Origin of the sequence: Streptomyces sp. NPDC006332 (genome assembly GCF_040612855.1) — a bacterium.
Lineage (GTDB): Bacteria > Actinomycetota > Actinomycetes > Streptomycetales > Streptomycetaceae > Streptomyces.
The window spans coordinates 16,968-42,951 of sequence record NZ_JBEXRA010000018.1 but is presented as its reverse complement, the minus strand read 5'-3'; the positions used below and the strand labels follow the sequence as shown (position 1 = coordinate 42,951).

The 25,984-nt window shown below is 70.3% G+C and carries 21 protein-coding genes; 4 read left to right on the top strand and 17 right to left on the bottom strand.

What is annotated here, in order from left to right; all coding sequences use genetic code 11:
- Positions 1-60: 60 nt before the first annotated feature.
- From ABZ027_RS18320 to ABZ027_RS18300, 5 genes are all read right to left on the bottom strand, one after another.
- Positions 61-2,739, bottom strand: a complete 2,679-nt coding sequence (locus ABZ027_RS18320; RefSeq protein WP_356769413.1) for a discoidin domain-containing protein — start codon at positions 2,737-2,739, stop codon at positions 61-63.
- Positions 2,740-2,810: 71 nt separating this feature from the next.
- Positions 2,811-4,646: a DUF2264 domain-containing protein gene (locus tag ABZ027_RS18315; protein WP_356769411.1), complete on the bottom strand. Its 1,836-nt coding sequence runs from the start codon at positions 4,644-4,646 to the stop codon at positions 2,811-2,813.
- Positions 4,646-5,512 (bottom strand): carbohydrate ABC transporter permease, encoded by an 867-nt coding sequence (locus ABZ027_RS18310; RefSeq protein ID WP_356769409.1) that lies wholly within the window; start codon positions 5,510-5,512, stop codon positions 4,646-4,648. Before ABZ027_RS18310 ends, ABZ027_RS18315 begins: the two co-directional genes overlap by 1 nt.
- A gap of 8 nt (positions 5,513-5,520) precedes the next feature.
- On the bottom strand, positions 5,521-6,465 hold the full coding sequence (locus tag ABZ027_RS18305; protein WP_356769407.1) for a sugar ABC transporter permease: 945 nt from the start codon (positions 6,463-6,465) through the stop codon (positions 5,521-5,523).
- On the bottom strand, positions 6,462-7,757 hold the full coding sequence (locus tag ABZ027_RS18300) for an extracellular solute-binding protein (protein ID WP_356769405.1): 1,296 nt from the start codon (positions 7,755-7,757) through the stop codon (positions 6,462-6,464). Before ABZ027_RS18300 ends, ABZ027_RS18305 begins: the two co-directional genes overlap by 4 nt.
- A gap of 97 nt (positions 7,758-7,854) precedes the next feature.
- Between ABZ027_RS18300 and ABZ027_RS18295 the strand changes: the two genes are divergently transcribed.
- Positions 7,855-8,916 carry a LacI family DNA-binding transcriptional regulator gene (locus ABZ027_RS18295; protein ID WP_356769403.1) on the top strand — a complete coding sequence of 354 codons (1,062 nt, stop codon included), beginning with the start codon at positions 7,855-7,857 and terminating at the stop codon, positions 8,914-8,916.
- Positions 8,917-9,138: 222 nt separating this feature from the next.
- Here the strand turns inward: ABZ027_RS18295 and ABZ027_RS18290 are convergent, their stop codons facing one another.
- The gene (locus ABZ027_RS18290; RefSeq protein ID WP_356769401.1) at positions 9,139-9,873 is read right to left on the bottom strand and encodes a TetR/AcrR family transcriptional regulator; all 735 of its coding nucleotides are present in this window, start codon (positions 9,871-9,873) and stop codon (positions 9,139-9,141) included.
- Between the two features lie 89 nt (positions 9,874-9,962).
- On the opposite strand from ABZ027_RS18290, the gene ABZ027_RS18285 reads away from it, so the two are divergent.
- On the top strand, positions 9,963-10,826 hold the full coding sequence (locus ABZ027_RS18285; protein ID WP_356769399.1) for an SDR family oxidoreductase: 864 nt from the start codon (positions 9,963-9,965) through the stop codon (positions 10,824-10,826).
- Between the two features lie 40 nt (positions 10,827-10,866).
- Here ABZ027_RS18285 and ABZ027_RS18280 read toward each other — a convergent pair whose 3' ends face one another.
- Positions 10,867-11,451 carry an XRE family transcriptional regulator gene (locus ABZ027_RS18280; protein ID WP_356769397.1) on the bottom strand — a complete coding sequence of 195 codons (585 nt, stop codon included), beginning with the start codon at positions 11,449-11,451 and terminating at the stop codon, positions 10,867-10,869.
- A gap of 165 nt (positions 11,452-11,616) precedes the next feature.
- Between ABZ027_RS18280 and ABZ027_RS18275 the strand changes: the two genes are divergently transcribed.
- Complete coding sequence (locus ABZ027_RS18275) at positions 11,617-12,324, top strand: phenylalanine--tRNA ligase beta subunit-related protein (protein WP_356769395.1); 708 nt, start codon at positions 11,617-11,619, stop codon at positions 12,322-12,324.
- Between the two features lie 66 nt (positions 12,325-12,390).
- Here ABZ027_RS18275 and ABZ027_RS18270 read toward each other — a convergent pair whose 3' ends face one another.
- The 10 genes from ABZ027_RS18270 to ABZ027_RS18225 all read right to left on the bottom strand — a co-directional run bounded on the left by ABZ027_RS18270 (position 12,391) and on the right by ABZ027_RS18225 (position 24,428).
- Positions 12,391-12,975 carry a TetR family transcriptional regulator gene (locus ABZ027_RS18270; RefSeq protein WP_356769393.1) on the bottom strand — a complete coding sequence of 195 codons (585 nt, stop codon included), beginning with the start codon at positions 12,973-12,975 and terminating at the stop codon, positions 12,391-12,393.
- 113 nt (positions 12,976-13,088) lie between these two features.
- On the bottom strand, positions 13,089-14,279 hold the full coding sequence (locus ABZ027_RS18265; protein ID WP_356769572.1) for an MFS transporter: 1,191 nt from the start codon (positions 14,277-14,279) through the stop codon (positions 13,089-13,091).
- A gap of 194 nt (positions 14,280-14,473) precedes the next feature.
- On the bottom strand, positions 14,474-15,169 hold the full coding sequence (locus ABZ027_RS18260) for an alpha/beta fold hydrolase (RefSeq protein WP_356769391.1): 696 nt from the start codon (positions 15,167-15,169) through the stop codon (positions 14,474-14,476).
- A gap of 216 nt (positions 15,170-15,385) precedes the next feature.
- Positions 15,386-19,036, bottom strand: coding sequence for a family 78 glycoside hydrolase catalytic domain (locus ABZ027_RS18255; RefSeq protein WP_356769389.1), 3,651 nt, complete (start codon positions 19,034-19,036; stop codon positions 15,386-15,388).
- 150 nt (positions 19,037-19,186) lie between these two features.
- Positions 19,187-20,074, bottom strand: coding sequence for an SMP-30/gluconolactonase/LRE family protein (locus ABZ027_RS18250; protein ID WP_356769387.1), 888 nt, complete (start codon positions 20,072-20,074; stop codon positions 19,187-19,189).
- Between the two features lie 15 nt (positions 20,075-20,089).
- The gene (locus tag ABZ027_RS18245) at positions 20,090-21,064 is read right to left on the bottom strand and encodes a sugar kinase (RefSeq protein WP_356769385.1); all 975 of its coding nucleotides are present in this window, start codon (positions 21,062-21,064) and stop codon (positions 20,090-20,092) included.
- The gene (locus tag ABZ027_RS18240; protein WP_356769383.1) at positions 21,061-21,681 is read right to left on the bottom strand and encodes a bifunctional 4-hydroxy-2-oxoglutarate aldolase/2-dehydro-3-deoxy-phosphogluconate aldolase; all 621 of its coding nucleotides are present in this window, start codon (positions 21,679-21,681) and stop codon (positions 21,061-21,063) included. The genes ABZ027_RS18245 and ABZ027_RS18240 overlap by 4 nt, the downstream gene beginning before the upstream one ends.
- 47 nt (positions 21,682-21,728) lie before the next feature.
- Entirely contained in the window at positions 21,729-22,874 is a 1,146-nt protein-coding gene (dgoD, locus tag ABZ027_RS18235; RefSeq protein ID WP_356769381.1) for a galactonate dehydratase, read from the bottom strand.
- The gene (locus tag ABZ027_RS18230) at positions 22,871-23,617 is read right to left on the bottom strand and encodes a FadR/GntR family transcriptional regulator (RefSeq protein WP_356769379.1); all 747 of its coding nucleotides are present in this window, start codon (positions 23,615-23,617) and stop codon (positions 22,871-22,873) included. Before ABZ027_RS18230 ends, dgoD begins: the two co-directional genes overlap by 4 nt.
- Before the next feature lie 67 nt (positions 23,618-23,684).
- A complete protein-coding gene (locus ABZ027_RS18225; RefSeq protein WP_356769377.1) occupies positions 23,685-24,428 on the bottom strand; it encodes an SDR family oxidoreductase in 744 nt (247 codons plus the stop codon).
- Positions 24,429-24,624: 196 nt separating this feature from the next.
- Here ABZ027_RS18225 and ABZ027_RS18220 point away from each other — a divergent pair, with 196 nt between their 5' ends.
- Positions 24,625-25,971: an extracellular solute-binding protein gene (locus tag ABZ027_RS18220; protein ID WP_356769375.1), complete on the top strand. Its 1,347-nt coding sequence runs from the start codon at positions 24,625-24,627 to the stop codon at positions 25,969-25,971.
- Positions 25,972-25,984 lie beyond the last annotated feature (13 nt).

The window sequence follows — 25,984 nt, the reverse complement described above, 5'->3', positions numbered from 1 at the left end:
GGCAAAGACGTGACGGGCCGGGCGACGGGAAGAGAATCCCGCCGCCCGGCCCGTCCCGTGTCAGGGCCTGATCGTCAGCCAGTCGAGCGCGGCGACCCGGGCCGCGCCCTTCGCCACGAGGTAGAGGTCGTGCGTGCCGGTGACCTCGCGCTTCAGGGTCACGGACTGCTCCTGCCAGTCACCGCCGGCCGCGACGGGCACCACTGCGACCAGCGGGCCATCCGGCGCGTCCAGGCGCAGCTGGAGCGAGCAACTCCGGGTGCCCTGGGGGCAGGCGGAGTCGAGGCGGGCGGTGAGGTGCTTTCCGCGGACGTTCGCCTTGCGGAAGGCCACCCGGTCGCCTGAGCCGAGAACTCCGGTGGCCGCCGTGCCGCGCTCCACTCCTCGTACGGTCGTGGCCTGTTCGGCCTGGAGCGTGGAGGCGGCGTCGGGTCCGTCGCCGTACAGCCGGATGTCGTTGACGACCCAGGGCGCGGGTCCGCTCGCGGTGAGCGTGATCCGGATGTAGCGGGCGGTGGTCTGCCGGGGGAACACCGCGTCCTGAGTGAAGGAGCGGCCGGAGACCCGGGCGAGCGGTTCGCCGAAGTGCGTGCCGTCACCGCTGACGGAGACCGTGAAGCCGTACGGCTGGCCGTTGGTGTCGCGGCCCGCGTCGAGGGAGAGCCGGCCGAAGGTCTTGCTCTCGCCGAGGTCGACGGTCAGGGACTGGCCGGCGCTCTGCGGGGCGGCCCCGGTCCAGCGGGTGTTGATGTCTCCGTCTACGGTGGCCGAGGCATTGGTGCCGTCGCTCGCGGTGGCGCTCCAGTTGCCGTGCCGCACCCGCTGCTGGCAGCCGGGCAGATCGCAGCCGGTCGACCAGACGGGCGCGCCGTACTCGTAGGCGCCCTGGTCGGGAGCCGTGCCGAGGGTGTCGGTGGTGATGCCGTCGATCACCTCGCCCGCGTCGATGGCGGGCGAACCGGGCGTCAGCCACAGCTCGCCGTTGACGGCGTTCGTGTAGCCGGGCTTGTCGCTGATCAGGTTGGAGCGGACCACCGGCAGCGGGTCACCGGTCTGCGTCGCGGTGATCGGCTTCGGTCCGACGATGTTGCTGATGTACGAGCCGGAGGCGTCGGTCGCGCCGCTGAGCAGGACCGAGTTGCCGTTGATGCCCACACCGTAACTGGAGTTGTGGTCCTGGTTTTTGATGCTGGGGCCGGTGTGGCCGTTGAAGAAGGTGCCCCGGGCGCCGGTGTTCCAGGCGACGTTGTGGTGCAGCAGGAAGTTGCCGGAGTAGTTGTCGACGTAGAAGCCGACCTGGCCGTCGGCGTCGTGCGAGGTGTTGTGGTCGATGGAGCTGCCGGAGCCGTTCAGGCTGCAGCAGACGTAGAAGGGTGAGCCGTCGCGCGAGGTGCGCATGGCCTCCGACATGTCGTTGTAGGCGATGCGGTTGTCGTGGAACTCGGTGCCGTTGAGCTGCCAGGCGGTGTCGATGGACGCGCGCCCGGTGCGCCGGATCGTGTTGTGGGTGACCGTGTGACCGTTGCCGTTGATCTCGATGCCGGGGGTGTAGCTGCCCATCCAGCCGACGTCGTGGATGTAGTTGTTGGTGACGGTGTTGCCGGTGCCGCGGACCAGGACGCCGTCGCCGGCCGACTGCGCGATCTCGCTGTTCTTGAGCGTGTTGCCGGTGCCGAGGATCTGCACGCCCGAGTCGAGGATGCGGGAGGCGACGATGTGCCCCTCGAACGGATCGATCGCGAGATCGCTGTCCGGCGGCATGGGCAGGGTGGAGAACTCGGAGATGTACGTGGCACGCAGCCCGTCGACCACAACTCCCGTACTCGACTTACCGGTTCGCAGGGAGGTGCCCCACAGGTTCAGGCCGCGCACGGTGACGTACGAGCTGCCGCTCAGGTCGACACCCCACAGCCGGTGCTTGGCGGTCACCGTGTGTCCGGCGATGCCGCCCTTCGGGGGGACCATGTAGAGCTGGTGCGCGGCCTTGTCGTAGTACCACTCCCCCGGCTGGTCCAGGGCGGCCTTCGACCCGACGAGGTAGTAGTTGCGGTAGGTCTGGTTGCCCATGCACAGCGGCGGGCAGCGGTAGTTGCCGCCCTTGAAGTCCAGCTTGCCGGGTGCCGTGGCGGTGACCGTGCCGGTCTGCTGGGCCCAGGGGTTGGAGCCCGCCCACAGGTGCACGGTGGCGCCCGACCAGTCGGCGTCGGGCAGGTCGCTGTCGTCGATGTGCTGGTCGGTGGAGGTGGTGTCGGCCTCGGCCCAGGTGGTGTTCAGCGGATCGGCCCCCGAGTTGGGCCAACGGCCCTCCGCGGCACGGGCGTTGTCGAGGAACACCGCGTTGAAGTCGGGGTCTGGCGGCAGGTCGGTGTTCGCGGCGACCAGTCCACCGCCGGCGTCCTTCCAGCCGGTCACCCGCTCGGTCCCGTCCACGGTCACCGGGCCGTCACCGTAGGCGGCGACCGTGATCGGGGCGCCCTTGGTGCCGGAGGGAGGGGCGAGCTGTTCACGGTAGGTGCCCTGATGGACCAGGCAGGTGTCGCCGGGGCGGACCCGGTCGAAGCAGGCGCCGATGGTGCGCAGGGGGCTTGCCTGCGTGCCGCGTGCGTGGTCGCTGCCCGAGGGGGCGACGTGGTACGTGTGGCCGGACGGCGCCGCGTGCGCCTGCACCGGGGAGGTCAGCAGCGCGGTCACGGCGCCCAGTACGGCCAGGTGTTTGAGTCTGATGTCGCGTCGCCTCATGTCCCGTCGTGTCATGTCGCGTCGCCTCGTGTCGCGGCGCCTCGTGTCGCGTCGTCTCGTGTCGCGTCGTCTCATGTCGCGTCTCCAGTCGTCGGATCTGCGCTGGTCGGAGGGTGTGCAGGGGTGGGAGGGTGTGCAGGGGCCGGAGGGTGTGCGGTGGTCTGAGGGTGTGCGGGGGTCGAGGGGTGTGCGGGGGTCGGGGGCTGTCGCCAGGCCGTCTCGGCTTCTTCGCTTCCGCCGGGGGCGCCGAGCACGGCGCACCTCAACCAGTGCTCCCCGGCAGGAAGTCGGCCCCTGAGGACGGGCAGTGCGGTGCGCCGTGCCAGGACGTTCGTACCGGGCAGGCAGTCGACGACCTCGCCCTCGCGTCGGCCGTCGAGGTCGCGTAGTCCGGTGAGTCCCTCGGGGGCCGACACCCGTGCGCGTCCCGGACCGGTCAGGCGGTCCGTGCCCGCGTCCCGGTCGACGGCGAAGCCGCCCTCGGCGGTGTGCAGAGCCCGAGCGGTGCGGATGCGGTGGGTGCGCACATGCCAGGGCGCGGCGGCCGTCAGCCAGGTGGTGATCTCCACGTCGGGCCACGGGTGCCAGGTGCTGAGGACCGTGTCGGCGGTGACGTAGGAAGCGGCCGGCTCCTCGCGCACCCGGTAGTGCGCCCCGCCGTCGTCACTCAGCGCCAGCATCGAGTCGTACGCGCCCTGCTCGAGCCCGAGCGTGCCGCCCGGCAGGCTGAAGCCGAAGCGGGTCGAGTAGGCGAACTTGGCGTACTTCTCGGCTCCGTGGCGCACCCACGGGTGGTGCTGGCGCCCGGCGAGCAGGGTGACGTCGCCGGACTCCCGCATGAGTACCGCCCCGGCGTGCGGCTGGGCGCTGACCGCGGGCAGGGCGGGAGCCGGCCCTTCCTTCGCGGTCCAGAACGCGTGCTGTGCGGGCAGCGCGAGCGGCAGATACGCCTTGAGCGACCAGTAGGGCGAGCCCGGCGCGTTGTACTGCTCGGCCAGCGCCGGCTGCGGATAGCCGTACCCCACGGACAACAGCCCGTCGGGTCCGGTCACCGGCCGCCCACGCCACCAGCGCAGATGCCGCAGCAGATACCCCTTGACCTCGCCCCACGGCAGTACGTCGACGCCCGCGAACGGCAGCGCGCCCCAGAAGGCGGCCTGCGCCCAGCGGTAGGTGAGGCTGCGGCCGTAGGGGACGGCGGCACCGTCGTCGGCGAACCAGTGCCGGAAGTCGCCGGCGAAGGCGGCCGCCCGGTGCTTGAAGCGGTCGCCGCCCGTGAGCGCGTCGTACAGCAGACCGTAGAAGTGCATGGCCCACGGGACGTAGTAGTCGCGGCGTTCGGTGGGCCCGTCCGCGTACCAGCCGTCGCCGAGCCAGAACGTCTCCAGGCGGTCGAGCCGTGCCGTGATCAGGGAGCGGTCATAGGTCACCCCCACCCGGTCGAGACCGAGGCTGACCAGCACCGGGAAGAAGAGCCAGTTGTTGTCGGTGGTCTCCCGCGGGAGTGCGCTGAGCAGCCAGCGTGCGAGCCGGTCGCGTTCGGGTCCGCTGAGCGGGTCCCACCACTGCTCGGGGGCGAGGGCGAGGGCGAAGCCGATGGCGGCCATCTCGACGATGCGTTGGTCATGGTCGACCGGCTCGCCCCAGTATTCCGGGTGTGCGGGATCGCTGCCGTGGGCGAGGCCCTCGGCCCACAACCCCGTGTGTGGAACGGCCTGTCCGCCCGCCGCGAGGGGCGCGAGTCCCCACAACGGCCGGGCGAACGCCTCCAGTTCGGCGGCCGTGTCGTCGTGGATCGCGGTGTTCACGCCGAGCCGCACGCGTGCCCGTCCCGCACTGAAGCGGGATGCGACGGGCTCGACCAATTTCCTTACCTGTGAAGCGAGTTCGGTACGCGTGTCGTCCATCAGCCCTTCTCCGCCCCGGCCAGCAGCCCGGTGCGCAGGAAGCGCTGGGCGAGGACGAAACCGATCAGCAACGGCGCGCAGGCCACCAGCCCGGCGAGGGCCGCCTCCGGCTGGTGGATGTCGAGGTCGGCGAAGCCGCTGGAGTTGTTGACCGCGCCGGTGGACTGCAGCAGGGACATCAGGCCGAGCTGGAGAGTGAAGGTGCGGTCGTCGGAGAGCATCACGAAGGGCAGGAAGAAGTCGGTCCAGCAGCGGACGAAGCCGAAGAAGGCAATCAGGGCGATGGCGGGGCGGGCCAGCGGCACCGCGACCGACCAGAACAGCCGCAGTTCGCTCGCGCCGTCGACGCGTCCGGCATCCAGCAGGCTGTCGGGCAGGTTCGCCTGGAAGTGCAGGAAGGCGAGGTAGACGCCGAACGGGTAGAAGGACAGCGGCAGGATGACCGACCAGACCGTGCCGGTGAGGTGGACCGCCGACATCTCCAGGTACAGCGGGAGCACCAGCGCGGCCGGGGGCAGGATCATCGTCACGATCGACAGGGTGAGCAGGGCCCGGCGGCCGGCGAACTCGTGTTTGGCGAGCGCGTAGCCCGCGGGCACGCACAGCAGCAGGGCGAGGGCCACGCTGGCCGCCGCGTAGACGATCGAGTTGCCGATCCACAGGGTGATCTCGCCGTCGTTGTACGACGTCAGGTGCGACCATGCGTCGCCCACGTTGCCCAGCGAGCCGAAGCCGAGCGGTGAGCCGGTGGTGAGGTCGTCGGCGGTGCGGGTCGGGGCGAGCAGCAGCCAGAGCAGGGGCAGTCCGAAGAAGACGGCCGCGCCGAGCAGGAACAGGGCGCGGGCGCCGCGTGACAGAGCGGTCATCGCCTCACTCACCGGGAGTCGGAGGAGTCGGTGGCGTACATACGGGTGCGGGTGATCACGATCCAGGCGGCCAGCACTCCTACCGCGAGCATGGCCAGCGACAGCGCCGCGGCCTTGCCGAAGTCGCCGTCCTGGGTGGCGTAGGTGTAGGCGAGCTGGTTGACGGACCAGGTGGGGCTGATCTGGCCGGGTGCGCCGGTGGACAGCACGGTGGGCTCGACGAACACCTGACTGCCTGAGGCGAAACTGGAGATCAGTACGAAGGCGACGTACGTGCGCACCATCGGCAGCTTGACGTGCCACATGGTCCGCCAGGCCGAGGCCCCGTCGACCTGCGCGGCCTCCAGGACGTCCTTGGGGAGCGCGTTGAGCGCCCCGTACAGGACCACGATCCAGCCGCCGGCGTGCACCGCGACGCCCATCACGGTGAGGACGGCGATCACGCTGCCGCCGGACAGCGCGTCGGTGGCGCTCTTGACGTCCATCAGGGTGAGCAGGGGTGAGAAGGGGCTGCTGTCCGGGCTGACCATGAACAACCACAGCAGGGCAGCGGCGGAGCCGGTGACCGCGCCGGGCAGGTAGTAGACGAGCTGGAGCGCGCTGGTCGTGCGGCCGGGGCGGGCGTGCAGGGTGAAGGCGAGGGACAGGACGGTCAGCAGCAGGACGGGCAGCCACAGCAGCAGATACGTCGTCACGTGGGCGGCAGCGTCGCCGAGCCGGTAGTCCTGGAACACCGCCGCCCAGTCGCGCCCGCCGGAGAAGGAGCCGTTGTCGACGAACGAGGTCCACAGGGCGTATCCGGCGGGCGCGAGCCCGAAGAGCACGAGGAACACCGTGTAGGGGCCGACGAGGATCCAGACGGCGGCGGTGCGTGCGGGGCGGCGCCCGCGGCTGGACGTCACCGGCCTCGCGGCCGCGACCGCGGGCGGGCGGGGTGTCGTGAGCGTCTTCATCCGACCGTGTATCCGCTGGTCTTGGCCGCCGCGTCCAGTTTGTCCTGCCAACTGGCCAGAGAATCGCGGAGGTTGCTGCCGGAGTCGACCGCCTTGACGAAGGTGTCGTTGAAGCTGCTCTGCCAGTCGGCCTCGAAGCGGACCGCGCCGAAGCCGGGGCGCAGCGCGTTCGCCGCCGCGGTGAGGGCGGGCATCGGGTCGGAGGCGTAGTACGGGTCCTTCGACTTGGCCTCGCCCCATGCCTTCGCGGCTGCCGTGAAGGCGGGATAGGTGGGCTGCTTCGCCTGGAGGTCGACGTCGGTGGTCATCCAGCGCACCAGGTCCACGGCCTTCTTCGTCCGCTCACCGGCGTGCGAGGAGACGAGGAAGGCGCCGCCGCCGACCTGTCCGGCGTACGGCTTGTTCTCGCCGGGCCAGGTGGGCATGGGGGCGGCGGCGATGCGTCCCTCGGGCACCTTGAAGGCGGGCTTGAACATGAAGTCGCCGAACCAGGCGGGGGCGGGCAGCATCAGGATCTTGTCGTCCTTGCCGAACTTGGCGAAGCCCGGGTCGATGGGTACGACGGTGGTCACGGCCTTCTTACGGGCGAGCGGCTGGAGCAGATCGGCGACCCGGGTGCAGTTGGGTCCACCGAGATCGATGTGGACCTTGGTGAGGCTGAGCGTGTCGCGGGTGGGGCAGCCGCTGCTGCCGAAGTAGACGCCGGCGCCGTACTTGCCGTTGACGGCTCCGACGATGGTGCCGGGGTGTTCCTCGGCCGCCTTCAGGCCGGTGCGCTGGTACTCGGTCCAGGTCTTGGGGACCTGGTAGCCGTATCGCTTCATCAGTGTGGCGTCGTACCACAGGACGGTGGGGGCGATGTCGTTGCGCAGGCAGTACGTCTTGCCGCCGAAGGAACAGGTTTCGAGGGAGCCGGGCGTGAAGCCGTCGCGGACGGACTGCGGGACGAGGTCGTCGAGCGCGGCCGCGTAGCCGAACTTCTCGCTCGCGAGGGTCGCCGCCTCGGCCGGGTTGGCCAGGAAGACGACGTCGGGCCAGCCGCTCTTGGTGCGGTTGGCGAGCGAGACCTTGGTGGGCACGTAGCCCGCGTCGGGCGGGATGGTGACGATGCGCATCTTCACGTCGGGGTGGGCCTTCTGGTACTGCTGGGCCGCGGGCATCCGGGTGTTGTCCACCCAGACCAGCAACTCGTCCTTCGCGTCGCCCGATCCGCCGCCACCACCGGTTCCTCCGCAACCGCAGAGCACCAGAGCCACGGCCGCGGCCAGCGAAGCCGCGCGCCATCTCTTCATGGGGACCACCTTTTCGCCGAGGAGCCTTACTCCAGGACCGCGGGTTGCGATAGTTTTCGCAAACCGCGATCGCCCGGCAACGTAGGAGATTCATCCGATGACGTCAACGGTTCGGACAGGATCAGGTGAGGCGAGGCGGCGCACCCTGGCCGAAATCGCCGAACAGGCAGGCGTATCGGTGTCCACCGTCTCCAAGGTGCTGCACAACAGATCCGATGTATCGGCGGAGACGCGGGCCAAGGTGCAGCGCCTCCTTGAACACCATGGCTACCTGGCGAAACACCGCCCGGCGGCCACCGCGGCCCCGCCCGGCGGTCTGATCGACTTCGTGATCAACGAACTGGACAGCCCCTGGGCGGTGGAGCTGATCCGGGGCGCGGAGGATGTGCTGCACGACGCGGGCATGGGACTGGTCGTCTCCTCCACCCACGGCCGGACCAGACGCGCCCGTCAGTGGCTGGACTCGCTCGCCACCCGCTCCACCCGCGGAGCGATTCTCGTGGTGCCGGAACTTACGCCTCAGCAGCACGAGGAACTGAGTCGGCTCGGCATTCCCTACGCGCTGGTGGCGCCGATCGACGAGCCCGTGCCGGGCACGCCGTGGGTGGGCGCGACCAACTGGCCCGGCGGGCTGGCCGCGACCCGCCACCTCATCGAGCTGGGCCATCGCCGCATCGCGATCATCAGCGGCCCGGAGCGCAGGCTCACCTCGCGGGCGCGGGTCGACGGCTACCGCTCGGCACTGGCGGAGGCCGGTCTGCCCTTCGATCCCGAGCTGGTGCGATACGGCGACTTCACCCATGGGCTCGCGCACCAACACGCCCTGGAACTCCTGGCGCTGCCCGAGCGTCCGACGGCGATCTTCGCCGGCAGCGACCATCAGGCGCTGGGTACCTACCGGGCCGCCGCCGAACTGGGCCTGCGCATCCCGGCCGACGTGAGCGTGGTGGGCTTCGACGACCTGCCCTTCGCGGACTGGGTCACCCCACGCCTGACGACGGTCCGCACTCCGCTCGCCGACATGACCGCGCTCGCCGCCCGGATGGTGCTGCGGCTGCTGTCCGGGGAGCAGCCGGAGACGACGCGGGTGGAGGTGGCGACGGAACTGGTGGTACGGGAGAGCAGCGGACGCCGTCCCAGCCGGGAGGACGACGCGTAAGGCCTCTCGTTCGGATCGCAGGGCTCGCGGGTGAGGGCACACGCGGGACGTCGGACGGCCGTCGGGGCTCAGACGCGCGCGGCCACCCCGCGAGTCACGCCGCCGTGGGGCTTTGGCGAGAAACCGCGGGCTGCCGTCTCCGGCTGGTCAAGAGCCTCTGCCGCGGCCCGGACACGGACATGACCGCCACGGGAGCCTGCCTCGGCGCGAACGCGTCGGCGCTCAACCGCCGGTGGCGAGGCGGTCCAGCCACTCCCTCAGCAGATACCGCTCCGCGCTGCTGAGGGTCGTCTGTTCGGGGAGTGCGGCGCGCAAGGCGCGGGCGGCGCCCGACGGTCCCGCGTCCCGCACGGCCGGCGTCTGGGCGGTGACGGCGGCGACCATGGACTCCCGCAGCGTGGTCAACAGGGTGCGGTCGCGTCGGTCCTCGGGCAGGGACAGCCAGGTGAGCACCGCGCCGCGCGACGTGGCGTGGATGATCTGGGCCGCGAGTTCCTCGTCGACGCGGAGCCAGCCACCGGCGGCGAGGCGCCGGACACGGCCCTTGAGGATCTCCATGCCGGCCTTGAAAGCCGCCGAGTCCGCCCTCGTGGGTTCGCTGTACATCAGCGTGTACAGGGCGGGGTTGGTCAGACCGAATTCGACCGCGACGTCCCAGCCGGCTCTCAGGTCCTCGATGAGGTCCGGCGGTTCGGGGTCGATGCGCTTGGTGGCGAGGAACTCTTCGAAACCGTGCTCGGCCACCGCGTCGAGGAGCCCGTCCTTGTCGCCGAACAACCGGTAGATGGCCGGTGGCTGCAGGCCCGCCTGGTCGGCGACGGCGCGGGTGGTGACCGCGTCGCGACCCGAGCGGGTCAGGAGATCGATGGCGGCCTCGATGACCCGCCTCCGGGTCTGTTCGCGACCGACGGCCGCGGCATCGGAAGCCGTGCTCCTGCTGTGTGGAGGTGGTGGCATGAATCAACGATACCTTGTCGCCGATTCCAAGGTTATTATCAGTGATACGCTTTTTACGATTTCACTGGAAACACATCGTGGAGGATGTCGTGATCATCGTGACCGGAGCCACCGGACAGCTCGGGCGCCAGATCGTCGAGGCGCTGTTGACCCGCATACCGGCCGAACAGGTCGGCGTCAGCGTCCGCGACCCGCGAAGAGCACGGGCTCTCGCCGACCGGGGGGTGCGAGTGCGGCAAGGCAACTTCACCGACGCCGCCGGCCTCGCTCACGCCTTAGAGGGTGCCTCCCAGGTACTCATCGTCTCGGTCGACCTGATGGGTGAAGAGGCCGTGCGGCAGCATCGGGCCGCGATCGACGGGGCCGTCGCGGCCGGTGCCCGCCGCGTCCTCTACACCAGCCACATGGGCGCCAGTCCGACGTCGCGTTTCCAGGCGTGCCGCGACCATGCGGCCACCGAGGAAGCGCTGCGCGCCTGCGGCGTGCCGTACACCTCCCTGCGCAACGGCTTCTATGCCGCCAGCGCGGTGCGGTTCCTCGCGCACGGCATGGAGTCCGGTGAGGTCGCGCTCCCCGAGGACGGGCCGGTCAGCTGGACCGCGCACGCCGACCTGGCCGACTCGGCCGCCGCCATCCTGGCCGACGAAGGTCTCTTCGACGGCCCCACGCCACCGCTCACCGCGGCGCAGGCTCTCACCTTCGACGACATCGTCGGCATCGCCACCGAGGTCACCGGACGTCCCGTCACGAGGACCACCGCATCCGACGAACAGTTCCGCGCGCACCTGGTGAGCAACGGCGCCCCCGCGGAAACGGCGGATCAACTGGTGGGCGTCTTCACCGCCTGCCGCGCCGGCGAATTCGCCGCCGTGGACCCCACCCTGGCCACCCTGCTCGGCCGCGAACCCGTCACCCTGGGCGCGGTGCTGCGCGAGCACCTGTCCGGCCAGTGACGGGAGCCGGGGCTCGTGACGCGATCCTGCACCACGCGGGTCAAGTTACGGAAGCGGGCCCCGGTGGCAGGTGGACCGTCATGATCAGGACGCAGGCCTGGGTGCCGGACCCACGGTAGGTGTGAGGGGTGTCGCCGTCGAATGTGGCGGTCTGTCCGGCCTCCACGGTGTGTTCGGCGCCGTCGACGATCAGGGTCATCCGGCCGGAGGTGACGTTGACGGTTTCCACGACTCCGGCCTGGTGGGGGTGGCTGGGGTATTCCTCGTCCGGTTCCAGTCGCCAGCGCCAGACCTCGACAGGGGCCGGGCCCGAGGTCGTCAGCATCAGCCGGGCCTCGCTGCCCCGGTCGCCGGTCCACAGGGGCGCCACGGCGTCGGCGGCCACCACCCGGACCCGACCTTCGGGCGGCCCCTGCATCAGCGCGGACACCGAGATGCCGAGGGTGTCGGCCAGCCGGACCAGGGTGGCCAGGTTGGGATTGCCCTGGGCTTTCTCCAGTGCCACCAGGGCCCCCTTGCTGACCTGGGAGCGTCGGCTGAGCTCATCCAGGGACAGGCCCGCCCGGGTGCGGGCGGCCCGGACGTTGTGCGCCACCGTCCGCAGAGCCGCGGCCGTCTCGACCATCTGATCTCCATCCTCACCACGGACCACCGCAATGCACCGCACGGTCGGTTGGTTGACATGGGTCGGTCGTTGCGTTGTACGGTGCAGTCGTTCCAATGATGGTAACGGAGAGCAGCTGTAAGGACGCTGCCGCCCAGTACGGACACAGAAAACGGAAACCCCGCCATGCCCGCCTTCCGCATCGCCCCCGCCGTCGCGGACGCCTTTCCCGACACCCTGATCGCCCTGGTCACAGCGACCGGCCTGCGTGGCCGCGAACCCTGGCCCGACACCACCGCGGCCCTGGCGGACCTGGAACAGCAACTCGCCGACGCCACGTGGCAGCCCGCCGACGAGACGGACCCCCGCATCGAGGCCTGGCACACCGCCTACCGCTCCTTCGGCACCAACCCCCGCCGCATCCGCCCCAGCGTCGACGCGCTGGGCCGCCGCCTCGCCAAGAAGGGAAGCCTGCCCCGCATCAACCCGTCCGTCGACTCCTACAACGTGGTCTCCGTCCGGCACGGCCTGCCCGCCGGCGCCTTCGACCTCGACCACGTCGTCGACGACGTCGACATCCGGTACGCGGACGGCCGCGAAGAGTTCATCCCGCTCGGCGAACCCGACACCGTCGAGCGTCCCAAGCCCGGCGAGATCATCTACGCGGACACCGCCGGCGTCCTGACCCGCCACTGGAACCACCGCGACGCCCACCGCACCCGCGTCACCGAGGACTCCGCACACGTCGCCTTCGTCCTCGAAACCCTCCACGCCACCCGCGACGGCGACCTCCTGAAGGTCGCAGCGGAGGAGCTGCGGGACCTGCTCGCCCCGCACAGCGCACAGACCGCCGTGCACTACCTCAGCCCGGCTCGTCCCCAGGCCACCACCTGAGAGCACGACCAGCCCGGACCCGTGCCCGGTCCGCCACAAACACGCCGCCACGGCGCCACGGAGGCGTCAGTGCCGCGGCCGCTCCTCGCCTTCCCAACCGGTCCCCGCGGTCAGATCCCGTACGGCTCGGGCGACGTCCGCGCCGAGGTCGTCGAGACTGTGGTCCGCGCCGAGGACCATGCGACGCAGCTGCGGCATGGCGATGCTCCAGCTCGCCAGGGCCATGGTGAAGAACACCCGGGTACGCGCGTCGTGGGCCTGCCCGCCGGCTTCCGCGGCGTCGATCTTGTCCTGGTAGTGGCGAGTGCGGGCCTCCTCGGCCGGGACGGGCCGGTCGCCGATCTCCAGGGCCTCCCACATCACCAGGCGCAGGGCCTCGGGGTGGGCGCGGTGGTAGGCGAAGAGACGCTCGGCATAGCCGGGCAGGTCGCCGCTGGGTGGTACGGCCTCGGCCAGCTCGGCCAGCACGCGTTCGAGGACGACGGCGAAGAGCTTGTTCTTGTCGCCGAAGTAGTCATAGATCGCGCGCTTGTTGGCCTTGGCCTGGGCGGCGATACGATCCACCCGCGCACCGGCGACCCCATGCGCGGCGAACTCCGCGGTCGCCGCCGCGAGGATGCGTTCCTTGGTCGCCGCCGAGTCGTATGCCATGCAGTCCATGGTAACGAACCGGTTCGTTTGACCGGTGCGACGGGCCGACGCCGCGTGCGTCACGCACCGGCGCCTCGATGCCCCCCGCCATCATCGGAATCCCTGCCCGCAGGTCAGGCCCCGCGGTTCGCCCTGGCAGGCAAGGCGTCGGCGAGAGACGCAGTGGGGCCACCGCGGCGGCCGGTCAGGTGGGCGCCGAGGGCGAGGAGCGCGGCCACCGCGACCAGAGCACAGACGGCACCCCAGCCCAGCTGGGTGTAGGCGCGCGTCCCGAGCCAGGAGCCGACGCTCGCGCCGATGAAGCCGCACGTCATGTAGCCCGTGTTGAGGCGGCTACGGGCTTCGGGGCGCAAGGCGAAGATGCGGGCCTGGTTGGCCACCTGGCCGCACTGCACGGCCACGTCGATCAGCAGCAGTCCCGCGGCGAGGCCGGCGATTCCGGCCGGGCCGCCCGAGAGGCCGGTCAGGAGGAAGGCGCCGGAGACGAGGGCGAGCAGAATGCACCACAGGTTGACGCGGTCGGCGCCGTATCGGTCGACCCAGCGGCCGGCCCCGGGTGCCAGGAACATACTGGCCGCGCCGATCAGCGCGAGCAGGCCTACCGCCTGGGTACCCATGGCGTAGCGAGGGCCCGTGACCAGGAGGGCGACGGCGGTCCAGGCCGCGCTGAACGCCCCGAAGAGAGTGACCTGGAAGTAGACCGAGCGGCGCAGCTGCGGCTCGTGGAGCAGGAGCCGCAGCGTATCGGCGAGCAGGGTGGGGTACCGGTCGCGCACGGTCGGGACGCTGCGCGGCAGGGCGAAACCGAGGGCGAGGGCGAGTATTCCGGTGAGCACGGCCGCCACCAGGTACGGGGCACGCCAGCCGAGATGCTCGCCCAGTACGCCGCCGAAGGTGCGGGCCAGCAGGATGCCTCCGATCAGCCCGGCCTGCAGGGTGCCGGTGACAGCCCCTCGGCGCTCGGGTTCGACCAGGCCCGCGGCCATGGGCAGCAGGATCTGCGGAACAACGGTGGCCACACCGACCACGGCACCGGCGACGAGGAGTGGACCGATGGCCGGGGCGAGACCGGCGGCGAGCAGAGCGAGCGCGGTCACGGTAAGCAGCACGGTGATCAGCGGTCGGCGGGACAGCCGATCGCCGAGCGGTACCAGCAGGAAGATACCGACGGCGTAACCGAGTTGGGTGACTGTGGTCAGCACGGCCGCCGCGTCCTGGCCGACACCGAGACCGTGCGCGATCAACGGAGTGATCGCCTGCGGAAAGTAGACATTGGCCACGGCGACACCGCAGGCCAGCGCCATCACCAGGGGCAGTCTGCCGCTCAGCTGCGCCGGGGCCGGTGGGGCGGACACAACGGTGCGGGACACGGTACGACTCCAATAAGAATCAAACGAACTAGATGGTTCGTTTGCAGGCTGGCACGAGCCGACCGCGACTGTCAAACGAACCAGTTCGCTCTGCCGAACGCGGCAGCCACCGCAGGCCGGTACGGCGATCAGCCGTGAATGGTGTTGAGGACGGAGGCAAGCTTTTCGGGCGCACTGATCATTGCCATGTGACCGGTGTCGAGATCGATGACGTCGGGCCGAAGCAGCGCAATGGATCGCTGTTGGAGTTCCTCGAGGTAGCACTGGTCCCGCGTGAGGTGCACGTACGTCCGGGGGATCTCCCGTCTGTAGCCGCTCAGGTCCACGGTCTCGCTCAGCAGGGCGGCCGAATCGTCGGCAAGCCGCTCCAGGGTGGACGTGGCGGTCGCCTCGTCCATGTCGTTGCACAGCATTGCGGCGGCGCCCTCGCGGGTCTGGTGGTAGACGCCGTCGGCAATGGACTGCTCCACCAGGTCACGCACCTCGGGATCGATCTGGTCAAGCACCCGGGATCTGTCCGCCGGCACCACGGCCGATACGAGGACGACGTGGCGGATCCGGTCGGGTATGAGGTCCAGGACGCGCGGGATCGTGACTCCCGCGAAGGAGTGACCGACCAGTACGGCGTCCCGCAGGTCCTTTGCCTCGACGTCCTCCCGGACCGCATCGGCACAGTCCGCGAGAGTGACCGTGCCCAGGTCGGCTTCGGCCCTGCTCCCGCGCCCTGGAAGATCGACTGCCAGCGCTTCCGCACTGAGATGAGGGATCAGCTCGTCCCAACAGTTCGCGCCGAAGCTCGCACCGTGGATGAGAACAAACGCCATGGTTGACCTCCTCGTCAACGACTTTGACCGAACCTTAAGTGAATTCAGTTCTGTTGGGGAGGTTTGCGGCGGAGCAAATTGAGAGACGGCGCCGACCTGGGCCGACGCTGACGACGTCGGGAGTTTTGTGGGACACCGGCTACGAGGCCACCGGCCGCACGCGCCGACCGGGAGACGTCCTCAGGTCGGCACGAGACAGCGGTCCGCGCGTTCGCATCACCCGGCGTTGAAGCGGTACCGCCCCACCCGGGCCCGGTAGACCTCATAGGCCGCGCCCCCTGAGATGTCCTCCCGGACGAAGGCGACACCCTTGGGCGGGGCGACGGACTTTCCCTGGGTGGGAACCCAGATCTCGGCCTCGGTGTTGTACGGGATGGTCACCGCGAGGTCGATCCTGCCGTCGGAGCGGCGATGCCATTCCGAGGACACCTTGCCGCGCACGGTGTCGATCTCGGCACTGACGTGGTCGAGGGTCGCCGGTGCCAGGTCGGTGTCCTCGGTGTTCTTCGGGACCCGGCTGTTGACCGCGGCCGTGGGGACGTACGGGCGGATGCGCAGCGTCTCATAGGCGGTCGAGGTCGGCCTGATGCCGGCCAGGCTCTGGTAGAACCAGGTGGCCACGTTGGAGCGGTAGTGGTGGTTGACCGAGAGCCGGTCGGTCCACTGCTCCCACAGTGACGTGGCGCCCTTGGCGATCTGGTGGACGTAGCCGGGTTGTCCGGTCCGGGTGACGGCCTTGAGGGCGATGTCCGTGTAGCCGTACTCGCTGAGGATGTTGAACTCGTAGCGCGAGCCGTACATGTCGTTCTGGATGTGCTGGTCCGCCGCCACGATCCGGTCGGCGAGGAGCTTCGCGAGGGCCTTCTTGTTCTCCTCGACCGTCTTGGCGCCCTTCAGGTAGCGAGGGTTTTCGGGGCTGAGGTCGGAGCCGGGTACCAGGTCGAAGGCGATGGCCAGGGTGTTCTCGCTGGAGATGCTGCCCTGGGTGAAGTGGCCTTGGGAGGCATCCCAGTAGTTGGCGATGAACGCCTTGCGCAGGGTGCCCGCCAGCTTCGCGTAGTGGGCGGCGCGTCCGGTGCGGCCGAGCCTGCGTCCCACCTCGTCCATGTAGTCGCAGAAGTGGATGTAGAAGGCGAGGCTGATGACGGCGTTGCTGCCGGGGCTCTCCGCGCCGGAGTAGGCGCCGAGGGAGGCTTCGAAGATGTAGTCGTTCTCGGCGGTGAACAGCGTCTCGTAGTACGTCAGGAGCGTGTCCTGGTGGTCGTAGAGCTCCGCGAACAGACTGCTGTTTCCGTAGTACCTGTACAGCTCCCGCGGGATGACGAAGTACGCGGAGTCCCAGGCCGGCACCGCCTTCCACGCGGCGTTCCAGCCGGGGGTGCGGTCGTAGCCGTAACCGCCCTTGGCGACGGGGACGAACATGGGGAGCTGGCCGGTGGAGATCTGCGTGTCGGGAAAGTGGCGCAGGTAGGTGGTGAGGACGGCGTTGACGTCCCAGGTGAGGCACTCGGACTCGGAGCTGGCCATGGCGTCGCCGGTCCAGCCGTTCTTCTCCCGTGACGGGGTGTCGGTGGGCTTCTGCACCAGGTTGTTCTGCTCGGCCCACTCCAGGTTGCGCTGGAGGCGGTTGAGCAGGGCGTTGTCCGTGGTGAAGGTGCCGGTGCGGGCGAAGCCGGAGCGGGCGACGCCGACGGTCAGCACGTCCGCGTCCCGGGTGAGATCCGGCGCTCGTCCGAGGGCCGCGTCCAGGTTCATCACTTCCAGGTAGCGGAAGCCGAAGTGGCTGAACTGCTGCTCCCAGGTCTGCGTCGACCGTCTGCCGAGGGTGTAGTAGTGCGTCTGGAGGTCGGCGTCGTGCTGGAAGTTCTCCTCCTCGACGGAGAGGGGGGAGGCGGCCGTGCCGTCACCGGCGACGATCCGGTTGCCGCCGCGGATGCGGACGGTGGTGCCCTCGCCGCCGGGGCGTATGCCGGTGAGTCGCAGGCGGACGAAGCCTGTCAGTATCTGGCCGTAGTCCAGGACCCAGGTTCCCGAGCCGGGAGCCGTCTCGGTCACGGACACCGGGCGCAGTGTCCGGTCGACCAGCACCGGCTCCGCCTCGTGGGCGCGCGGGACAGCGGTCTTGAAGCCGTCGGGGATCGTCGTGGCGGGGAGCGCGCCGTGGTACGTGGGCGAGGGGCCGGAGCAACTGCCGGGCGGGATCAGGACGGTGGCCGGTCGCCAGTCGCGGCCGGTGCGGTAGCCGGGTGATCGCCACTGCCCCAGCTGGTCCGCTCGCCGGGCGTCGTACTTCTCGCCCGAGTAGACCGAGTCGAACGTCGTGGGCCCATCCGCGCTGAGCCAGTCCTGGTCGGTGACGAGCGTGGTGGCGGAGCCGTCGGTGAAGGTGACGACGAGCTTCGCGCGCAGCCGGGGTTGGCCGGTGTAGGGGGCGAGGTGCCAGTACCACTCCTGGGGTGTCGTCACCCCGTACCATCCGCGTCCGAGTTCGGCGGCGAGTACGTTGCGCCCGGAGGCCAGCAACGCGGTGACGTCGAAGGTGTCGTACAGAACCGTACGGTCGTAGGTGCTCTGGTCGGTGAGCAGCCGGGGCACGTTGGTCCGGCCGCGGTTCGCCCGCTTGCCGTCGACGGTGATCGGGTCGCCGTTGACGGTGAAGGTGACGTTGCCCGCGGCGCTCAGGTGCAGCCGGGCCGTGGCGATACGGCGGCCTCGGGGCAGGGAGAACGCGCGGCGCAGCACCGGGGCCGGGTTGGCGATCGGCAGCACGCTGTTCTTCGACGGGATGTAAGGGTTCTTCGGCGGAAAGGTCAGACCGGCGAGGGTTCCGATGCCGTTCTCGAACGGGTTGGCGCCGGTGGTGAGGTCGGCGGAGAAGTCGGGGGCGCCGGTGCCGGTCACCTCGACGTTGCGGATGGTGGCGTTGGTGCCGCCTCCGAAGCCGAAGCTTCCGTGGCGGCGGATCTGGTCGCCCGTGAGGGTGCGGCTGTCGACCTCGACCCCGTTCACGGTGGTGGTGACGGTGAGCCCGTGGGCGGCGACCGTCACGGTGTGGTCGCGGGCGGCCCAGGTGTCCTTGGTCAGTCCGGTGGAGGCGGGGAGGGTGATGGTGCCGACGGGGGCCTCACGGGTGCCCGCGGTGGTGGGGTTGGTCTCGCTCTGCGGGTCGTAGTGGTCGACACCCCAGTTCGGCTCGGAGGTGCCGTCGTCCACCCAGGTGTTGCCGGCGTAGTGGCTGGTCCTCATGACCAGCCGCATCTCGTCGCCGCTCTGCCGAATGGTCCAGTTGAGCGCCTCGCCCCAGGTCTTGCCGATGGGCTCGGCCCGCAGCAGCAGGGACAGCCCGTCGGCGGGGTCGGGCCCACCGCGGAAGACGACGGTCGCGGTCAGGTCCTTCCAGTCGTGGTCCTGCGTTTCGCGTCCGCCGATCCACCGCGCGCCCGACCAGTCCTTCTCGCCCTTCAGCAGGCCGGTCTCCCACCTCGCCGGTTCGCTCCAGGGGCCGGGTGCGCCCTTCTCGTCCCACGTCCGCACCCGCCAGAAGTACGCCCGCTCCGACCGCAGCGCGCCGCCCCCGTAGGCGACTTCGGTGCTGTGGGATCCCGCGGCGCCCGCCACCTTGCCGCTGCGCCAGACGTCGGCCGCGCCCGGCCTGGTGCCGACCTGGATCTCGTACGCGGTCTGCCGGGCCACCTGAGGCACCCAGCTGAACGCCGGCGCGGTCTGCGTACCCAGCGGTGCGGTCCGGGAGTTGACCTGCGGTCGCACGGGCGCGGGACCCTGCCTGCCTGATGCCGCGGCGCCGGCCGCGACGGCATTCGGCGCGGCGGCGACCGGGAGCGTGGCCCCGGCTGCGGCGGCCGTCATGATGCCGAGCATGTGTCGGCGGCTCAACCCACTTCTGTTCTGCTCGGCCACGGCTCAGACCCCTTGCGCTGAAACGTTTCAATATCTTCCAAGTGGAAAGTTTATGAACAACTCCGGGTCGAACACAATGGTCCTGACGCAGACCGGGTCTCAGAGTCGGCCGCGCCAGGAACAGGCTGCCGTTCCGCTGGCCGGCACCGGGACGCTGAGCACCGCGCCGGAGGCAGCGGTCGGGCTCGTCACGCCGTACCGGGCCGTGGTGACGAACAGGCGGTCGTCGCCGGGGTGCAGGCACACCGACGTGGGGTGCGGGGCCGGGACAATCACGGTGTGCAGCAGGCGGCCGTCCGGGTGGTACCGGCGGACGGTGCCGGTTCCCCACATGGCGATCCACAGGCAGCCCTCGTCGTCGACGGTCATTCCGTCAGGGCTTCCTTCGTCGTCCCGTAGCCGGGCGAAGGTCTCGGGGCCCGCCGACAGGTCGCCCGAGACGGGATCGACCCGGCAGCGCAGGACGGTGCCGACGGCCGTGTCGGCGACGTACATGGTCGTGCCGTCGGCGGTGAACGCCGGTCCGTTGGTGATGGTCAGGCCGTCGAGGACGCGTACCACCGTGCCGTCGGGGTCCGTACGGTAGAGCGACCCCGCGCCGGGTGTGCCGTCGTAGGCCATGCTGCCGGCCCAGAACCGGCCTGCGGGGTCCGCGACGCCGTCGTTCATCCGGCTGGGGACGGGGGTGCGGTCCTCGGGGCGGTCCAGCCAGGTGAGTGCGCCGTCGGCGGTGAGCAGCGCGATGCCGGTGCCCGCGGCTGCGATCCACTCGTCCGGTCGGCCACTCACCGGGGCGACGGCACCCAAAGGCACGTCCAGCCTGGCCAGTTGGCGCGCGGTCGCCCGTCCGGTGTCGTCGCGCAGTTCGAAGAGCCGGCCACTGAGGATGTCGACGTACACGTACCGGCCGTCGACCCAACGGCCGCCCTCGGCGAGTTCGTACGCTCCCTCGACGAGGACCGCCGCGGGGTGTGCCGTGGACGTCATGAACGGTCTCCTGAGTCAGCGGATGGTGGTGCCGTCGGGCTCGTCGAACAGGCCCAGTTCGTCCCGCGTCGGAAGGCCCTCCCAGTCGCCCCGGGTGGCGACGGCGAAGGCCGCGGTGGTGACGGCCCGGTGCAGCCGGGCCGGGATGTCCGCCCCGTCGAGGAGTCCGGACAGGTAACCGGCCACGAAGGCGTCACCCGCTCCGACCAGATCGACGGCGTCGACCTGTCGCGCCGCGCGGTCGCTCGCCCCGTCGGCGGTGAAAGCCGTCGCACCGCGGGCACCACGTTTGACGACCACCTCCGCGACACCCGCGGCCACGATGCCGCGCACGGCCTCGGCCTCATCCGCGCCGGACCGTTCCAGCACCAACGGCAGCTCGTCCTCGGAGGCGATGAGCAGGTCGGTGTGGTCCAGCAGCGGCCTGAGGGCGGTGCGAGCCTGGTCGGTGGTCCACAGCCGGGAGCGGTAGTTGACGTCGAGGCATACGGTGACGCCGGCCTCGCGCGCCGTCGTGGCGGCGGCCAGGACGGACTCGGCCGCCGACGCGCTGAGCGCCGGGGTGATGCCGGTCAGATGCAGGACGCGGGTTCCCGAAGCCAGCGCGGGCAGTACGTCGGCCGGTGAGAGTGCCGAACCGGCGGAACCGGCTCGGTAGTAGCTGACCCGGGTGAGCGTGCCCAGGCGGGGTTCGGTCAGCAGCAGCCCCGTGGGCCTGCCGGTGTCGTCGGTGACCGCGTGGTCGGTGTCGACGCCCTCGGCGCGCAGGGTGCGCAGCACCAGCGCGCCGAGTTCGTCCGCGCCGACCCGGCCGGCCCAGCGCACCTTGTGCCCGAGCCGGGCGAGACCGATGGCGACGTTGGACTCGGCTCCCGCGACGGACAGGCCGAGACTTCCGCCCAGCCGCAGCGCGCCGTGCGCCCGCAGCGCCGCCATCGTCTCGCCGAAGGTCACCACGTCGGCCGGGGTCCGGCCCTCCGGTGTCGTCACGGCGTCTCCCCCGCGGCCACCTTGCGGAACACGGCCGCGCGGGCGCGCAGTCGGTCCAGGTCGCCGCCGTCGGCCGCGTCCCCGACGAGGGGTGAGCCGACGCCGACGGCGAGGGCGCCCAGGTCCAGGTAGTCACGGGCGGCCTGCGCGTCCACGCCGCCGACGGGCACGAAGGGCACCTCGGGGAACGGGTCGCGCAGGGCCTTGAGATAGCCGGGGCCGCCGAGGGAGCCGGGGAAGAGTTTGATGGCGTCGGCGCCCAGGGCGAGGGCCCGTTCGATCTCGCTCGGGGTCAGCGCACCCATCGCCACGGGTACGCCGTACGGCTCCAGCCCCTCGACCAGTGCCGGGGTGACGAGGTACGACGCCCCGGCCTCCACGGCGGCGGCAGCGTCGGCGGCCGAGCGTATGGTTCCGGCGCCGACCAGTGCGCCGAGTCCCAGTTCCGCGCGGGCCCGCTTGATCACGGTCAGGGCGTCCGCGGTGGTCAGCGACACCTCGATGGCGGCGATGCCCTCTTCGGCGAGGGTGAGCACGGTGCGCAGGGACGCGGCGGGATCCTTGCCGCGGACGATCGCCAACAGGCGGTGGACTCGGAGGTTTTCCACCAGGTTCATGGGGATGGGCTCTTCCTTGGGGGTGGGGTGCGGGGTCCTGACGGTGCTCACCATTCGGTGAAGGCGCCGTCGGCGCCCCGCCACACGGGGTTGCGCCAGCGGTGTCCGGCTTCGGCGGCGTGGCGTACCGCCTTCTCGTCGATCTCGACGCCGAGGCCCGGGCGGGAGCCGAGAACGGCGTATCCGTCCTGGAAACGGAAGGGTTCGGGGTCCATCACGTACTCCAGCAGGTCGCACTGCTCGTTGTAGTGGATGCCCATGCTCTGTTCCTGGATGAGGAAGTTCGGTACGGCGAAGGCGATCTGCAGGCTCGCGGCCAGGGCGATCGGGCCGAGCGGGCAGTGCGGGGCCATCGCGACGTCGTACGTCTCGGCCATGGCCGCGATGCGGCGGACCTCGGAGATGCCTCCGGCGTGCGACAGGTCGGGCTGGGCGACGGCGATGCCGCTACTCATGACCTCGCGGAAGTCCCAGCGGGAGTAGAGGCGTTCGCCGGTCGCGAGCGGAATGCTCGTGGACTCCGCCAGGCTGCGCAGGTTGCCCGAGTGTTCCGGCCGGACGGGTTCCTCGACGAACAGCGGGTGCAGCGGTTCCAGCAGGGGCAGCAGGCGACGCGACATGGCGGTGGAGGCCCTGCCGTGGAAGTCGACGGCGATGTCCCGCTCGTCGCCCAGCACCTCGCGGACTGCCGCGACGCGTTCGACGACCTCGGCGGTGCGTGCCGGGGTGTCGATCGGGGCGAGTTCGGCCGAGGCGTTCATCTTCACCGCGGTGAAGCCCGCCTTCACCTGTTCCCTGGCCAGCTCCGCCACGTCGCTCGGCCGGTCCCCGCCGATCCAGGCGTACATCCGCACGCGGTCGCGTACCGGTCCGCCGAGGAGGCGGTGCACGGGGACGCCGTAGGTCTTGCCGGCGATGTCCCACAGTGCCTGGTCGATGCCCGCGACGGCGCTGGAGAGGATCGGGCCGCCGCGGTAGAAGCCGCCCTTGGTGAGGACCTGCCAGTGGTCCTCGATGCGCAGGGGGTCTTGGCCTATGAGGTGGTCGGCCAGTTCGTGGACCGCGGCGCGCACGGTCTCGGCGCGGCCCTCGATGACGGGTTCGCCCCAGCCGGTGACGCCCTCGTCGGTGGCGACGCGCAGGAACAGCCAGCGCGGAGCCACCAGGAACGTCTCAAGTCCGGTTATCTTCAAGGAACTTCCTTCGGCTGCGAGTCGGTGGCGACGTCATCGGGGTCTTCCCGCGCCTGTACGGCCGCCAGGTCGTCGGACGCCTGCGCCAGGAGCGACTCGACGGCCGCGACGGCGGCGTCCGGATCACCCGCTTCGACCGCGTCCAGCAGTTCCTGGTGTACGGGGATGGAGTCGGAGAAGTGCCGGGCGCCGTGCACGATCCGGTCGCGAACCCGCAGACCGGCCTCGATGACGACCTCCATCCGGCTGAGGAGTTCGTTGTGCGCGGCCTCCAACAGGGCTCGGTGGAAAGCCAGGTCGGCCTCGACCATGGCGTCCGCGTCCGCCCCCGCCGCCGCCATCGCGTCGAGTGCCTGGCGCATCGCGTCCAGGTCGGCCGCGGTACGGCGGGCCGCCGCGAACCGGGCTCCGGCGGGCTCGACGATCGCGCGGACCTCCGCAAGGTCCTCCAGGAAGCCGTCGGTCGGGGCGCTGCTCCCCTGCCAGCGCAGCAGATCACTGTCGAGCAGGTTCCAGTCGGCGCGAGGCCGGATGGTCGTACCGCGTTTCTGCCGTGACTCCAGCAGTCCCTTGGACGCCAGCACGCGCAGCGCCTCGCGCACCACGGTCTTGCTGACTCCGAGTTCGGTCTCGAACTTGACCGGGTCCACCACGGAGCCCGGGGGATAGTCGCCGCGTATGATGCGCCGGCCCAGCTCCTCCACGGCCTGGCCGTGCAGCCCCTTGGGCGGATGGGTCACCACGTTCTCCGTTTCCGTCTCGGTCCTGTTCGCGGATGCCGCGCACAGCATTCCGCACGGTACGCGCCGCTCACGAGGACTCCTTCATGACGCTCCATCCTCCATCGACCACCAGGCTCGCTCCGGTCACATAGGACGCGTCCGCCGATGCCAGGAACGCGACGGCGGCCGCCACCTCCGCCGGCTGCCCGAACCGCTTCGCCGCCGTGGCCGCCACGCTGCGCTCCCGGTCGGGCTCCGGGATCCCCTCCCACGCGGCGGTGAGGATGGGGCCCGGCAGCACCGTGTTGACCCGGATGTCCGGCCCGTACTCGACGGCCAGTTGCCGGCCCAGCGAGCACAGCGCACCCTTCGCGGCGGCGTAGGCGGCGTGGCCCGGCAGGCCGATGACCGCGTGCACCGAGGAAGTGAGGACGACGGCTCCCTTGGCCTCGCGCAGCATGGCCGCGAAGGTCCTCATCGCCCGCCAGGCCGGCTTGAGCAGCACGGCCATCTGACCGTCCCATTCGGCCTCGCTCAGTTCGTGGGCGGGCTTGTTGAGCTGGGCGAAGGCGTTGCTGTGCAGGATGTCCAGCCGCCCGTGAGCCTCGTCGACGTGGCGGGCCAGGTTCTCCCAGTCGGCTGCCGAGGTCACGTCGCACCGTACGTACTCCGCGCGCCCTCCGCTGTCCTGGATGTCCGCGGCGAGTTCCTTGCCCGCGGTGTCGTCCACGTCCGTGACCACGACCGCCGCGCCCTCGTCGGCGAGCCTTCGCGCCGTGGCCGCGCCGATTCCGTGCGCGGCGCCGGTGATCACCGCCACGCGTCCCGCCATCCTGCGGCACTCCGTCATCGTGTGTCTCCCCATCTGATGCATGCGCGTCCGGCGCCTGCGCGCCCGACGCCTCCACCCACCATAGCTGTTTCAATTAATTATGAATATATCTTGACGGGGTGGTGATGCCGCTCCGAAACTGACCGGCATGCACCAGGCACCACCTCCCGTACGAAGCGAGGAAGGACCTCCTCCCATGAGCCGCACCGCACACCTCCGCAGAAGCCGGGGCGCACTCGCAGCGACCCTGGCCGCCGCCTCCCTGATGATCTCCGCCTGCGGGGGTTCGACCGGTTCGTCGGACAAGGGAATCCAGTCACCTGTCAAGCCCGGCCAGAAGGTCGACCTGCGCTTCTGGTCGTGGGTCCCCGGCGTCGACAAGGCCGTCGACAGGTGGAACGCCACCCACCCGGACATCCACGTCAAGCTGGAGAAGATCCCGTCAGGCAGCAGCGGCGGCTACGCGAAGATGCGCGCCGCCCTCAAGAGCGGCAACGCGCCCGACCTGGCCCAGGTGGAGTACCAGGAGATCCCCTCGTTCCTGCTGGAGAACGGCCTGGTGAACCTGTCCGACTACGGCGCGGACAAGGACAAGTCGAAGTTCGTGGACTGGCAGTGGCAGCAGGGAGTCTTCGGCTCGGACGTCTACGCGATCCCCCAGGCGTCCGGTCCAATGGGCCTGTTCTACCGCTCCGACCTGTTCAAGAAGTGGGGCATCACTCCGCCCACCACGTGGGACGAGTACGCCCAGGCCGCTGAGAAGATCCACAACGCCGATCCGAAGGCCTCCATCGGCACCTTCCCGCCCGGCAACTCGGCCTGGTTCACCGCACTGGCATGGCAGGCCGGCGCCAAGTGGTTCGGCGTCGACGGCGACACCTGGAAGGTGAACATCGCCTCCCCGCAGACCCTCAAGGTCGCCGCCTTCTGGGACAGCCTGCGCACCAAGAAACTGATCAGGACCGAGCCCGACTTCGCCAACGGCTGGTACAAGGACCTGCAGACCGGCGGCATCACCTCGTGGGTCAGTGCCCAGTGGGGCGATGCCATCATCAGCGGAAACGCTCCCCAGACCGCCGGCAAGTGGGCGGTGGCACCCATGCCGCAGTGGACCAAGGGCGCGAACGCCTCAGCGAACTGGGGCGGATCCTCCACGGCTGTCCTCAAGGGCGCCAAGCACATCCCCGAGGCCCTGAAGTTCGCCGAATGGCTCAACACCGACCCGAAGAGTGTCGACCTGCTGCTGCAGGGCGGATACGGCTGGCCCGCCGCGGCCGACGGATACAAGGGCTCCTCGCTGGACAAGCCGTCGAAGTTCTTCGGAGGCCAGAAGTACAACGAGGTCTTCGCGCAGTCGGACAAGAGCATCGACAACTCGTGGAAGTGGATACCGACGATCGACGCCACCTACCAGCACCTCAACGACGGCTTCCAGGCCGCCGTGGCCGGCAAGGGCACGTTCGTCTCCGCGGTCCAGCAGGCACAGAAGCAGACGGTCGAGGACCTGAAGAGGAAGGGTCTGAAGGTTTCCACCGGCCAGTGACCACCTCCGGAGG

What these genes read in the sequence shown, in the direction of transcription:
- ABZ027_RS18250 (WP_356769387.1), bottom strand. Translation starts at nt 20,074, where the DNA reads ATGACGTCCACGGCACACCCCGCGGCGGTCCTCGTCGAGGGAGCGTAC.
- ABZ027_RS18305 (WP_356769407.1), bottom strand. Translation starts at nt 6,465, where the DNA reads ATGAAGACGCTCACGACACCCCGCCCGCCCGCGGTCGCGGCCGCGAGG.
- ABZ027_RS18270 (WP_356769393.1), bottom strand. Translation starts at nt 12,975, where the DNA reads ATGGCATACGACTCGGCGGCGACCAAGGAACGCATCCTCGCGGCGGCG.
- ABZ027_RS18275 (WP_356769395.1), top strand. Translation starts at nt 11,617, where the DNA reads ATGCCCGCCTTCCGCATCGCCCCCGCCGTCGCGGACGCCTTTCCCGAC.
- ABZ027_RS18315 (WP_356769411.1), bottom strand. Translation starts at nt 4,646, where the DNA reads ATGGACGACACGCGTACCGAACTCGCTTCACAGGTAAGGAAATTGGTC.
- ABZ027_RS18220 (WP_356769375.1), top strand. Translation starts at nt 24,625, where the DNA reads ATGAGCCGCACCGCACACCTCCGCAGAAGCCGGGGCGCACTCGCAGCG.
- ABZ027_RS18290 (WP_356769401.1), bottom strand. Translation starts at nt 9,873, where the DNA reads ATGCCACCACCTCCACACAGCAGGAGCACGGCTTCCGATGCCGCGGCC.
- ABZ027_RS18310 (WP_356769409.1), bottom strand. Translation starts at nt 5,512, where the DNA reads ATGACCGCTCTGTCACGCGGCGCCCGCGCCCTGTTCCTGCTCGGCGCG.
- ABZ027_RS18280 (WP_356769397.1), bottom strand. Translation starts at nt 11,451, where the DNA reads ATGGTCGAGACGGCCGCGGCTCTGCGGACGGTGGCGCACAACGTCCGG.
- ABZ027_RS18225 (WP_356769377.1), bottom strand. Translation starts at nt 24,428, where the DNA reads ATGGCGGGACGCGTGGCGGTGATCACCGGCGCCGCGCACGGAATCGGC.
- ABZ027_RS18255 (WP_356769389.1), bottom strand. Translation starts at nt 19,036, where the DNA reads ATGACGGCCGCCGCAGCCGGGGCCACGCTCCCGGTCGCCGCCGCGCCG.
- ABZ027_RS18240 (WP_356769383.1), bottom strand. Translation starts at nt 21,681, where the DNA reads ATGAACCTGGTGGAAAACCTCCGAGTCCACCGCCTGTTGGCGATCGTC.
- ABZ027_RS18265 (WP_356769572.1), bottom strand. Translation starts at nt 14,279, where the DNA reads ATGGCGCTGGCCTGCGGTGTCGCCGTGGCCAATGTCTACTTTCCGCAG.
- ABZ027_RS18295 (WP_356769403.1), top strand. Translation starts at nt 7,855, where the DNA reads ATGACGTCAACGGTTCGGACAGGATCAGGTGAGGCGAGGCGGCGCACC.
- ABZ027_RS18300 (WP_356769405.1), bottom strand. Translation starts at nt 7,757, where the DNA reads ATGAAGAGATGGCGCGCGGCTTCGCTGGCCGCGGCCGTGGCTCTGGTG.
- ABZ027_RS18320 (WP_356769413.1), bottom strand. Translation starts at nt 2,739, where the DNA reads ATGAGGCGACGCGACATCAGACTCAAACACCTGGCCGTACTGGGCGCC.
- ABZ027_RS18260 (WP_356769391.1), bottom strand. Translation starts at nt 15,169, where the DNA reads ATGGCGTTTGTTCTCATCCACGGTGCGAGCTTCGGCGCGAACTGTTGG.